The 12,100-nt window shown below is 41.9% G+C and carries 11 protein-coding genes and 1 pseudogene; 7 read left to right on the forward strand and 5 right to left on the reverse strand.

Annotated features, from left to right (window positions below):
• Positions 1-276 precede the first annotated feature (276 nt).
• Complete coding sequence (locus V7K46_RS18485) at positions 277-1,836, forward strand: NAD(P)H-hydrate dehydratase (protein WP_335115599.1); 1,560 nt, start codon at positions 277-279, stop codon at positions 1,834-1,836.
• A gap of 42 nt (positions 1,837-1,878) precedes the next feature.
• On the opposite strand, the gene larC is transcribed toward V7K46_RS18485, so the two are convergent.
• A complete protein-coding gene (gene larC / locus V7K46_RS18490; RefSeq protein ID WP_335115601.1) occupies positions 1,879-3,192 on the reverse strand; it encodes a nickel pincer cofactor biosynthesis protein LarC in 1,314 nt (437 codons plus the stop codon).
• 58 nt (positions 3,193-3,250) lie between these two features.
• On the opposite strand from larC, the gene V7K46_RS18495 reads away from it, so the two are divergent.
• The 3 genes from V7K46_RS18495 to V7K46_RS18505 all read left to right on the forward strand — a co-directional run bounded on the left by V7K46_RS18495 (position 3,251) and on the right by V7K46_RS18505 (position 6,318).
• Positions 3,251-3,910: an L-threonylcarbamoyladenylate synthase gene (locus V7K46_RS18495; protein WP_335115603.1), complete on the forward strand. Its 660-nt coding sequence runs from the start codon at positions 3,251-3,253 to the stop codon at positions 3,908-3,910.
• Between the two features lie 396 nt (positions 3,911-4,306).
• A complete protein-coding gene (locus V7K46_RS18500; protein ID WP_335115605.1) occupies positions 4,307-5,527 on the forward strand; it encodes a HetZ-related protein in 1,221 nt (406 codons plus the stop codon).
• Between the two features lie 314 nt (positions 5,528-5,841).
• Entirely contained in the window at positions 5,842-6,318 is a 477-nt protein-coding gene (locus V7K46_RS18505; RefSeq protein WP_335115615.1) for a PD-(D/E)XK nuclease superfamily protein, read from the forward strand.
• Here V7K46_RS18505 and V7K46_RS18510 read toward each other — a convergent pair.
• Positions 6,290-7,147, reverse strand: coding sequence for a DNA adenine methylase (locus tag V7K46_RS18510; RefSeq protein WP_335115607.1), 858 nt, complete (start codon positions 7,145-7,147; stop codon positions 6,290-6,292). The two genes, V7K46_RS18505 and V7K46_RS18510, sit on opposite strands and share 29 nt — an antisense overlap.
• A 165-nt stretch (positions 7,148-7,312) precedes the next feature.
• Between V7K46_RS18510 and V7K46_RS18515 the strand changes: the two genes are divergently transcribed.
• From V7K46_RS18515 to V7K46_RS18525, 3 genes are all read left to right on the forward strand, one after another.
• Positions 7,313-7,519: a DUF751 family protein gene (locus V7K46_RS18515; protein ID WP_273762674.1), complete on the forward strand. Its 207-nt coding sequence runs from the start codon at positions 7,313-7,315 to the stop codon at positions 7,517-7,519.
• A 125-nt stretch (positions 7,520-7,644) separates the two neighbouring features.
• Positions 7,645-8,064: a 30S ribosome-binding factor RbfA gene (gene rbfA, locus V7K46_RS18520; protein ID WP_335115609.1), complete on the forward strand. Its 420-nt coding sequence runs from the start codon at positions 7,645-7,647 to the stop codon at positions 8,062-8,064.
• A gap of 977 nt (positions 8,065-9,041) precedes the next feature.
• Positions 9,042-9,278 carry a DUF4327 family protein gene (locus V7K46_RS18525; RefSeq protein ID WP_273762671.1) on the forward strand — a complete coding sequence of 79 codons (237 nt, stop codon included), beginning with the start codon at positions 9,042-9,044 and terminating at the stop codon, positions 9,276-9,278.
• Positions 9,279-9,787: 509 nt separating this feature from the next.
• Here V7K46_RS18525 and V7K46_RS18530 read toward each other — a convergent pair.
• The 3 genes and pseudogenes from V7K46_RS18530 to V7K46_RS18540 form a co-directional block, all read right to left on the reverse strand.
• On the reverse strand, positions 9,788-10,141 hold the full coding sequence (locus V7K46_RS18530) for a hypothetical protein (RefSeq protein ID WP_335115611.1): 354 nt from the start codon (positions 10,139-10,141) through the stop codon (positions 9,788-9,790).
• A gap of 462 nt (positions 10,142-10,603) precedes the next feature.
• Positions 10,604-11,788, reverse strand: a pseudogene (locus V7K46_RS18535) (TonB-dependent siderophore receptor); the annotation flags it as partial.
• 12 nt (positions 11,789-11,800) lie between these two features.
• Positions 11,801-12,100 (reverse strand): hypothetical protein (locus V7K46_RS18540; protein WP_335115613.1); only part of this gene is annotated, 300 nt, incomplete at its 5' end.

Consider the following 12,100-nt stretch of genomic DNA (forward strand, 5'->3'; position numbering starts at 1 on the left):
AAATCACCTGAGTAAGATACTGGCATCGAATCTAACAATTACTTTACTCCCATTTTACCCGAGTTTGTGGTTTAATTACCTGAAAATTGCTGTAAGAACGCTAGGCTTTTACGCAAAACTGTATTAATAAATTGATTGACTACCGCGATTTACTCAAAGCTAACGTCAGTCAGCAAAGTGAAAAGTTGCTAGGTGGTAAGCACATCCAAGGTAAGCTGATGAGTAAAGTAGTGAACCTCTTGTTTAGTGAAACTCATAACTCAGCACTCAGGACTGATGCAGAACAAGCAAGAAAAAATTTCGCAAGTGGTAGTGACTGCTGGTCAGATGCGCGATATTGAAGAGCGGATCTTTGCAGCAGGAATGCCTGTAGTCGCTTTGATGGAAAAGGTCGCCGGATTAACTGCCCGTCGCATTCAAGATATCTTCCCAAATCCCCTTAAAAAGGGAGATGTTCCTTCTCGTGTCGGAATTCTTGTCGGCCCCGGTCATAATGGCGGGGATGCTTTAGTAGTAGCCCGTGAATTACACTTTCGCGGATATGAGATTTGGATTTATTCTCCTTTCTCTAAGCTTAAGGAATTAACTTCGCAGCACTTGCAGTATGCTCAGAGTTTGAGCATTCCAATTTATCAAACAATTGAGCAACTGCCAGATTCTGATTTGTTGATTGATGGGTTGTTTGGGTATGGTTTAGAAAAAAACCTCACTGATCCCATTGCCTCGGCAATTAATCAGTTAAATGAATTGTCTGTGCCGATTTATAGCATCGATTTACCTTCAGGTTTACACACCGACACTGGCGTTGTATTAGGAACTGCGATTCGCGCCACTCACACTTTTTGCTTGGGTTTATGGAAACTAGCTTTCTTCCAAGATCAGGCGCTGGAATATCTCGGCAAAGCTGAGTTAATCGATTTTGATATTCCTTTAGCTGATGTAGAAGCTGTTCTCAAAGATGCACCCAGGATTAAACGTATTACATCAGCAACGGCACTTGCTACTTTACCTTTACCTCGTCCAGCAGTCACCCACAAATATAAGGAAGGACATTTACTGCTGATTTGCGGTTCGCGGCGCTATGCAGGTGGAGCAATTTTAACTGGTTTGGGTGCTAGGGCTAGTGGTGTGGGGATGCTTTCGATTGCCGTACCCGAATCGCTAAAATCTCTTTTGGTGTCACACTTGCCAGAAGCGTTAATTGTCGGTTGTCCAGAGACGGAAACCGGAGCCATCGCTCAATTGCAATTACCAGAAAAAACTGATCTAACTTCCTTTAATGCGATCGCCTGTGGCCCCGGTTTAACACGAGATGCTACTCCGATTGTCCAAGAAGTGATCAACAGCGAACGCCCTTTGCTTCTCGATGCCGATGGTTTAAATATCCTGGCACAAATGGGAGCGATCGCCACATTAAAAAAACGTCTTGCCATAACCGTACTCACACCCCACACTGGCGAATTTGAACGATTGTTTCCTGATGTTGCCAATGCCAAACATGACAGGGTGAAAGCAGTACGGGAAGCAGCGGCGCAAAGTGGGGCGGTAGTGTTGTTGAAAGGGGCGAGAACTGCGATCGCAAACCCTGAAGATGCCGTTTGGATTGTTCCTGAAAGCACACCTGCCTTGGCGCGTGGCGGTAGCGGCGATGTGTTAACTGGGCTACTGGGTGGATTGTTGGCGCAAGCAGCAACTAAACAGATTCCTGTAGAAGATATTGTGGCAACTGCTGCATGGTGGCATTCACAAGCGGGTATAATAGCCACCCAAGAGCGTACCGAATTGGGTGTAGATGCATTTACATTGACACAGTACTTAGTGAAAGCTCTAAGCTAGTCAATTCCCTCGTTCCCAGTCGGAGACTGAGAACGAGGAGATTCAGTCATTGACTAAATACCAATGCTGTAGCGCCAGTCGTTGAATTTCACGCCAGGGAATATTATGTTTTCGAGCTAAGTCTGCACAATCTTCATATTCTGGCTGCACATTAACAATAACTTTTTCTGGTAATTCTCCCTTCCATGCTATTTTGACACGCACTTTGCCATATTCAATTTCCACTTGTTGAATTTCCCGTTGTAAAATGGCGCGTTGCTGAGTTGTTCGCCGAATGCCCAAAGTAGTGGTTTCGCGGAATATAACCGCTTCACAACTGAGTAAATTTTCTGGATGACAAATCACAGTCAGCAAAATCCCCGGACGGGACTTTTTCATGCCGATCACTTGGGTAAAAACATCCACCGCACCAGCCGCAAACAACGCCTCAAACACATAGCTGATCGCTTGCGGATTTAAATCATCAATTTGGGTTTCTAGTACTGATATCGTTTCTAAATTTGAGCTAGTATCTTCAGATTCGCTGAAATTTTCTAAATTTGAGCTAGTATCTTCAGAATCGCTAAAATTAGACTGTAAACTTACGCTTTCACCCAGCCAGAGGCGTAGAATATTGGGAATGGGTAAATTTATGGTTCCTGCTCCCAGTCCTACCTGCTTGATAGCGATCGCGGGTGGTGAACCAAAGTCTTTTGCCAAAGTAGTAGCGATCGCAGCCCCTGTAGGTGTCACCAGTTCTCTGTCAATTCCATTGCTATAAACTGGGCAACCCCGCATTTCCCACAACTTTAATACTGCTGGTACTGGTACTGCCATCTGACCATGTGCAGCCCGAACAGTGCCGCCACCAGTCGGGAACGCCGAGCAGTAAAGCAGGGGCAATCCTTCGTCATTGCTCTCAATCCCCAACCAATCCAACCCCAGGCAAGTACCCACAATATCTACGATCGCATCTACAGCACCCACTTCATGAAAATGAACTTTTTCAGGCGAAATGCCATGCACCGCCCCTTCAGCTACTGCTAGCTGTTGGAATACTGCCAAACTCCAAGCTTCTGCCCGTGGTGGCAACCCCGCTTTGATAATCATCTCCTCTATTTCTGGCAAGTGGCGTGTGTGATGGTGACTGTGTTCGTGGTCGTGGTGGTGATCGTCTACTAAATCCACATAAACTTTAGTCGCCTGCTGACCATTCCGTTGGACAAATTCCGCCCTTAACTGATATTCCTGTTCAATACCTAACCCATTGAGTTTTTCAATTAAATACTCCACAGGAACACCCAAACTTACCAAAGCACCCAGGCACATATCACCAGAAATCCCTGTCGGACATTGAAGATAAGCAATTTTATTCATAATAAATTAGTCATTAGTCATTAGTTATTCTCCCCTATCCCCAATTCCCAATCCCTTTATGGCAAAAATTTTCCCAGTTCATCCGGATAATCCTCAAATTCGCCGAATAGAGGAAATAAAGTCGGCGCTTTCTAGTGGCGCAGTCATGCTTTACCCTACTGATACAGTCTATGCGATCGGTTGTGATTTGAATGCCAAGTCGGCGGTAGAACGAGTGCGGCAAATTAAACAGCTAGCAAATGATAAACCACTGACATTTTTATCTCCCTCGCTTTCAAATGTGGCAACTTATGCCTTCGTAAGTGACACAGCCTATCGGATTATGAAACGCCTGATTCCAGGGCCATACACGTTTTTGCTCCCAGCAACTAAATTAGTACCGCGATTGGTGCAAAGCCCCAAGCGGAAAACTACTGGAATTAGAGTACCAAACCATACTGTGTGTTTGGAGTTGCTGGCAGCGTTGGGCAATCCGATTATTTCAACTTCAGCACATCTGCCAGCAGATGAAGCAGATAATGGGATGATTCGGATAGATCCAGAAACTGTTCAGTCGCGGGTAGAGTTATTTGACCGTTTGGACAACTTGGTAGACATAATTGTAGATACTGGCGAAGAACCTACATATGAAGGGTCTACCATCTTGGATCTGACGGCAGAGAAACCAGTAATTATACGGAGGGGTTTAGGTTGGGAAGCAGCAGCAGCATGGGTATAAGAATTAAACTTCACAGGCGCACCTCTCCGTTTCGGAAATTGTGATAAAAGCGACTCCAGTTTTGAAATTGTCATATTTAAAGGCGATGTCTCCGATGGGCACAAATGCAATAACAGGATGGTGGTAACAGTCGGTACAGCAAGGGATTTGACAACTTTGAGAAAATGACGGGTACTCATGTCCCCGCGTGAATGTGGCGGCTTGTGAAAAAACCGACACATTGCCATAACCGTAACTCTCTCGTATTTCCTATAGTTTTATATATGAGCTTTAGATGTGAGCATTACATGCGGCAAGTCTTAATGGATGAATGCCCAAAGATTCATAAGCCAAGGCTAGCCTTGATTGCTGTGTCTGCGTTGTAATTACGGTGCAATACTACTCCCTGGAAAAGTCATGAAAGCTAACGTCGTTAATCTACCAAACTCTACACCTATTTTTGATAATCACCTTTCGACCGAAGAATTTTCAGACAGCAGCAGTGGTAACTTGATTGAATTGCTGTGTCAGGAAATGCAAGCACAAGTGAAAGCAGCACCCAGATGCGTAGAAGCTTTAGCAAACCGCATAGCTATAGAAGTAGAACGCATTTGTGACAAAAGCTCCCGTATCCAAACATCTGGGCAAATCAAATCCTGGCAGATTACGTTGGGAAGGCATCGGATGCAAAAGTGCTTACGTTATTACCAACTAGGTTCCAAACAAGGGCGGGTGGAATTACATAGCAATTTGGGTGCTATGGTTTACCGCCATGTAACTATATCCGGCTCTGAGTTGGGCTTTGAGGCTCGTTACAGCCTAATTGAAGATTTTTTACAAGCATTTTATATCGAAGCTATCAAAGCTTTCCGCAGAGAAAACGAACTACCTAATGATCATACGCCGCGTACTCAGCTGCAATTAGCTGAATATATGGCATTTACAGAACAGTATGCCAAACGCCGGATCAATTTACCTGGTGGTGCAAATCAGCAATTGATTATCTTGCGGGCCCAAGGTTTTGCTCGTCGTCAGCCGCAAGAAACTACCGTGGATATTGAAATGGCGGTAGAGTCTGCCAAGGGTGAAGAAGCAGAATCTTACCAGCGTAACTCGGCGGTGCAACAGTTGCGATCGCAAATGATTGCCCAAACTAATTTTGATCCATCAGAAGAGTCAGAACGCGATCGCGTCATCACTGAATTGATGAAATACCTGGAGTCTCAAGGCCAATCTGACTGTATGAACTACCTCAGCCTGAAACTCCAAGACCTCTCAGCCCCAGAAATTGACCAAATTCTCGGTTTAACCAGCCGTCAGCGCGATTATCTCCAACAACGCTTTAAATACCACGTAGAAAAGTTTGCCAAACAACACCATTGGCAATTGGTACATCAATGGTTAGGTGCAGGTTTAGAACAAAAGTTGGGTTTATCTTCCCAGCAGTGGGAAGTCTTTTTAAATCAACTCACAGAACAGCAACAGCAAATATTAGAGTTAAAAACTGCACGACAAAACGACCAAGCGATCGCCAAAGCCATCAAATGCACTCCCAAACAGCTACAAAAGCGCTGGACTCAACTCTTAGAACTAGCATGGACTATCCGCAACGGTCATACTGAAGCCCAGACAGGCTAAAGCTAAGGCGAAATCACTAAAATTTATCCAAGCTAAATTCTAGTTATTAGAGAGGTTAGGAAAAAGGTTAAGAGGCAAAGAGAAAAGGAAAATTTCATTTCTTTCATACTTCCTGAATTAGCAACTCATTCTTGATCCCAATTATTAATACATTTGTCTTTAACTAGTACAAAAATACTAAATTTTTCGGATTTTTTGCCTATTAATCCAACCTTGTTTAGTCAAAATCAAAAATTCATATTAAGCAACTGATTATTTGTTACTACTTCTGTGAAATCCTATAATAAACAGGACTTTTGGCAGAGGGATTGATGATGGCTCTGACTCAAGGCGGACGGGCAAATAAGTCTGGGAATATTTTAGAAGGAAATGTAGAAGCAATCTTAAATGGGCATAATTATTTCCAAGTAGGAAACTATGTGCCAAAAGAATTTATATTGAATGCTGCTTTATTACCAAAACGTTATGGAAAAGAAGTTTATATTGGAACTGGAATTTATCATACCGTTCTGAAGGTTGATTTTTATGTTGTTGGCTCACCTGCAATGCCGTCTGGTTTAATCTTCGAGTGCAAATGGCAAGAAAGCCCCGGTTCTGTTGATGAAAAATTTCCTTACTTGAACATGAATATCCAGAATTATTACCCTGCACCAACTATCGTGATTTTAGGCGGTGAAGGTATGCGAGAAAGCGCAAGCAAATGGCTAAAAGCACGAGTTAATGATAATCATAATTTATTAGCAGTTTATAGCTTAGACAGATTCATTGCTTGGGCAAATAAAAATCTTTAAAAGATGTAATTAATAGTTCGTAAATCATGCCTCTATTTTTTATGTTTGAGTTAATTGATCGGGCTGCTTTGATTTTGTAGGTTTCAAAATTGATATCAGTATAAATTTTACTAATAAAATCGCTATCAGAATTACATACCATAACTTTGACACCACGACTTGCCAACTCTGCACAAGTATCTCTTAAAAGTTCTTGGTCTTTTTTACTAAAACAATTTTGATTATAAGCAGTAAAATAGCTAGTCTCACTGATAGGATGATAGGGCGGGTCAAAAAATACAAAGTCATCACTGCTAGTAGCATGATTTAGGACCTCTGTAAAATCTGCTTGTTGGATTTCAGCATGAGAAAGTGCTATTGAGGCTAGTCGCAGTAAATTTTCATGACAAATATTGGGATTTTCATATCTGCCTAAAGGCACATTGAATTTACCCTGTGAGTTGACTCGATAAAGACCATTAAAACAAGTCTTATTAAGATAAATTATCCGAGCAGCTTTTTCTACACAAGTACCACTAGAGTTGTTTCGGACGCTATAATAATAATCTTTATTATGTCGAATTTTATGCTCTTTCAATAGAGAAATTAATTCTTCAACATCATCTCTTACACAACAATAAGTGTTAATTAAGTCGGCATTAATATCAGTTAAAATCGCTGCACTTGGTTGGAGATAGAAAAAAACAGCACCACCACCTAAGAATGGCTCATAGTAATTTTTATAATTTTTGGGAAAATAAGGAATATATTGCTGTATCAACCTACTTTTACCCCCTGCCCACTTCAAAAATGGACGTGGGCTAGTTTCTTTGGGGATTTGAATTACCATTTACCTACGATTTAACTGAAAATAATTGTGACTAAATAAAGCCAATATAACCGACGAGCCATATTTTAGATTAACTGGCTAATTTTCCAGCCTAATAGATTACAATTGAGTAAATAAAGCATATCAAAACAAACGTAAGTATATAACAAGGCAGTTTACATTCAGATGTTTGACGGATTTTGGGATAACGTCTTTCGCTACCCCCGGTACTTAATTACTATCGTCTTAGGATTGTTTCTGAACACCTTTGCGCCATTAGTGCCACTGTTGAAGCGCCCAGTCACCTTGATCGCTATCTTGGGTTTATTTGTGGGCAGCCTAGTCTTCCTTACTTTCACCCTACGGGCAATGCTAGGCTTGAGTACAATCTAGACTAGCGCTATATCGGGGTTGTGCCCCATAGACGGTTAGCTCTTGGCGTTGCTCACGCTAAGTACTGTCTACCCAACTTGCAATCTATTTTTGTTGTACAACCTCTGTGAGGAGGCTAAATTTTTATGGCTACAAATCGCCGGGTTTCCCGCGTTGCTGAACTGATCAAACGGGAAGTTAGCCAAATGCTGCTCAACGGCATTAAAGATGACCGTGTGGGTACAGGAATGGTAAGTGTTACTGATGTTGATGTTTCCGGCGATCTCCAACACGCCAAAATCTACGTCAGTATCTATGGTACAGATGAAGCTAAGGTCGAAACAATGGCAGGCTTAAAGTCGGCGACGGGTTACGTCCGCAGCGAACTTGGGGCGCGGGTACGGCTACGTCGGACACCAGAGGTCATATTTCTCGAAGATCGCTCCATAGAACGTGGTAATAAAGTACTGGCACTACTAAACCAACTTAACCATGAGCGTCCGCCAGAAAATCTCGTATCAGTAAAAGACAGCACTGATCAAGATGATGAATCATCTAGTGAATAAGTAACTTAAATAACAATGTAACTTCAGAACAATTAATCTCAGCAAATCCGCCAAACAGTTTACAGACGTGACTAGGTCGCGTCTGTTTTAATATAACCATAATCTACTTCAGCGATCAGTAGTTGCATGTATACGCTTTCTGTTTCTCATAAATCAAAGGGTTTAAGACCGCTTCTCCTTTTGAGAGAGGCTAACGCCAACGTCTACACCTAGCTCGCGTTCAGTTTCAGTCAGGGTTTAAATAAGAGTCTGAAACTCTCTTCTTTACCAGAGGCTGGAGGAACAATTTTAAATTTTGAATTTTGAATTGTTAAGTGTGTCTTAATTACGAATTAGTATTACTCCACCCTTTTACAGATGTTTGTCAAAAGAAAACTGTAGAACGTTAGTGCTGAAAATAACCAATACATTACGGATTTACTTAATAAATTGTTAACAAATGCCGGGATAAAAGCCTTCGTAATCTACTTTAACCGTTATGTTTTGCAACAGTTTATACCTTATTATCTGACAAATATTCTTGTGTTGTTTACCCTTAGATAAATACCAGCAGTTCTAAATCCGGCTTTAAGGTGATTATTTGATATGTAAGCGATGCCTGCGGCGAGCTATGACGCTCCTGCGTCGCTGACGCTACGCTATCGGCGTCGCGATATGAATTCTTCCCACACGCCAAATCTTGCCTAAATACAGTGATGGCAAGACTTTTAGACTTGTTGAATAAAAATTATCCAGCCACCCTAGCAGGTTAAGTTAACTACAAGGAATTTTTTTTGTAAAGCGGATTTTCAATGAATGTCAGGATTTGTTGACTTTCTTAACATTTCTTGAAATATTTTCCGGATATGTAGCGTCAAAATAAAAACAGTTCCGTATAGCAAACTACAAAATCTTAGCCACAAGTCTAATTTCTGTAATGTTTGTTCCTAATTATTAACGGGAACACTATCGTAAGTGTTAATTTGTGAGTAAAAACCATGAGTGTGAATACGGTGCCTTTTATCAATTACTACTCTCTAGATGTGATTCAAGACGAAGCACGCCGACTGGTGCAAAAGGGAATGGTTAGCAGACAACAGCCAATATATACCCTCTGCCAATACATTCCAGCGAGAGAGTGGGTTTGTGTTGAATGTGAATTAGAGAAATGTGACTTTTTGTTACGCGATCGCATTGGCGACCTAATTGGTCGTGAACAGTGGGACAACGACTAATCAATGTTTGATTTCGGATTTGGAATTGGGACTTTATTTTTGATGTGTGGATGTCACCATCAACGATTCGACGCCTAATCTGGGGAATAATCTCTGGTTTTTGATGAGCATTGCCTCATATAGAATCTTGCATTTTTCATTAACACAGAAGCATTTGAGTCTGAATTTATACAATTTTTCAATTTGAAGTAAATATCAGAACCATTCGTTCTGTATATCTGGTGCTACAGCTTGAGTCAAGTGTATAGATTCTGTGAAGTTCCTACATTGATCTGATAAAAGTGGAGGAACTTCACTTTTGACTCGCAATTCATTACATCGCTTCCCTCAAGTGAGCAATAGTTTGCTATTTAAACCCAAAATTCGTGCTGAAAAGTTTGCTAAGTTGGGCCAACCGACAGCGCAGCATAAAGCCTTTGCAAGCAGCTGGCTCAACTTTTGCAAAATCCAAAGTTTGTATAGTATTCTTTCTTAAAAATCTCGAAAAGCAGAAAAAATCATCGGAAGTATTATCCTACTTGCTCTAAATACTGATTAATGTCTTCAATGATGCGGGTAAGTTCAGCTTCTGTAGTCAAGCGGATGTTGATGTTGCGGACAGTCAGTAAAACTTTGGCTGCGAAGGGCGTCGGCCAGATATTAGGATTGCAGAAAATTTCTAAAAATACTTCACCCGTATAACGATATTCCAAGGGAGGCTGGGGAGTGACTTTACCGCCGCCAGGAGTAGGTTTAGCGGCCACAGCTTTCAGGCGCTCCATCAGTTGATCAGTCGCTGTCTTTAATTCTCGTGCTGCTTGGGGTGAAAAACTGAAGGAGACAGAACCTTCAATTAGGTTTAAGGTTAGAGGAGTTGAAGACATATGTTTTTTATTAAAACTTTTTGATAAGTAACACTGTGGTCAATATTATTGCACAAGCGGAAGCAAGTGTGAATGTCAAAACGCTCAATAACAATAGATTAAGTAAAGCGAGGCAAAAGTATTTTCATAAACATCTTTTGTTTGGGTTTATAGACTTCAAATATTAACTCTCAACAGATTAAGAGAGATCCAAAAAATAAAAGCAAGCACCGTTTCAAGGATATTGTTGCCAAAACGACGAGATTTTGGCGCTTTAGCCCTCCGGGCGAAAGCTAGGCTCATAGCATTTTATTACTTGTAAGTGCCTTAACAGAAAAAATGCAGTTCCTATTTAAAGCGTTGTCCACAAAACGAGTGCTAGGGCAAGTTGTTCAGCCGATGACCAACAAAGCAAGCGAGTTAAAACTCCCATCTTTATGAGATTATCAATCACTTTCCTGCATTTTGAACGAAGCACCTGATTCAGAACTTGTAGGAAATCGTTGCTTGCACATTAAAAGGTGCGCCTGGATAGACGAGGGTTCGTCTTGTAGCAGTCTCATAGTATTCCACGTCAAAAAGATTATTCACGTTGATACCAACTCTCCAGTTGTCTCGGCGGTAAAACAAGGCAGCATCAGTACGGACGTAACTAGGAATTTGGTAGTTGCTGTTAGGAAACTCGCCTTGCTGTTCGCCCACAAAGACTAGTCCAAATCCAAAGCCTAATCCTTTGTAGTCACCGCTTTGAATTTCGTATGTTGTCCACAGGTTCGCTGCATTTTTGGGAACGTTCTGCAAAAGTTCATCCACTGCAATATCATTGTCTTCGGTGACTCGCGCATCGGTATAAGCATAGCCTGCAATGATATTCCATCCCGGTAGGATTTTGCCCCCAATGGTGAACTCAACCCCTCGACTGCGCTGCTCACCGATTTGGATCGAGAAATTGATCGGATCAACAGGGTCGCTAGTTTGCACATTGGTCTTAGTAATCTGAAAAGCAGCTAACGTGGCAGACAGCTTATTAGTGATGTCTGCTTTGATGCCGACTTCGTATTGGTTGCCTCGCTCAGGCTCAAAGGGTGAATTGGTGCGCGATCGCCCAATCACTGGCGTAAACGATTGACTGTAGCTGGCATAGAGAGAAATTGGTTTAATAGGCTGATAGACAATGCCAACACGAGGGCTGAACGCTTGATCCCCCTGAAAAAAGGTATCAAGACTATCGTACTGTTCGGTGAAGTCAAATCGCCCACCGACTAGCAGGTGCAAATTATTGGTAATGTCAATCTGATCCTGAATATAGATGCCCAGGCTGTCTGTGAAAGTTGTGCCATAGTTATCGATTTGGACATTTGGTCGAGTAACATTGTAATTTGGGTTGAAGATATCGATTGTCGGTAATGGAGCATAACCAGCCGTAAAATAGCTGGTCGCACGACTGAGATCAAACCCAATTAATAACTGATGTTTAATGGAACCTGTGACAAATTTCCCAATCAGATCAGTCTGCATTTCATAATCTTGGAGCAGAAAAACACCATCAGTATAGAGTTTGTCAATAAAGCGATCATCACGGAAGTCAACCTCTGTGTATGTAGAGCCGCCGGACTGATTTGTATTATAGAAAGAAAAGCCATTGCGAAGCTGCCAGTTATCACTGAACTTATGCTCAAGTCAGTAACTCGCCTGAAATTGTTCCTCAGTAAACCTGTCTAGGGATGGATAGAACAAGGCTCGATTAATCGGCAGTACCAGAGAAGCATCACTGAGGGCTACTACACCAAAATCAACCACTGGATCGTTGTAGGTATAAGAGAAGTCAACCGTTAAGGTTGTATTTTTGCTGATGTTCCATTGCAGGACAGGAGCTATAAAAAAGCGGTAATTGCTCAACCCCCTTGACAGGAGGCCAAGATAGAGGTTAGCTGAAAGAATGGAAAAACTGCCTGACCTAAAGCAACTATCGAACGAGGC

Origin of the sequence: Nostoc sp. (assembly GCF_036917395.1) — a bacterium.
In the GTDB taxonomy this organism is placed as follows: Bacteria; Cyanobacteriota; Cyanobacteriia; order Cyanobacteriales; family Nostocaceae; genus Nostoc.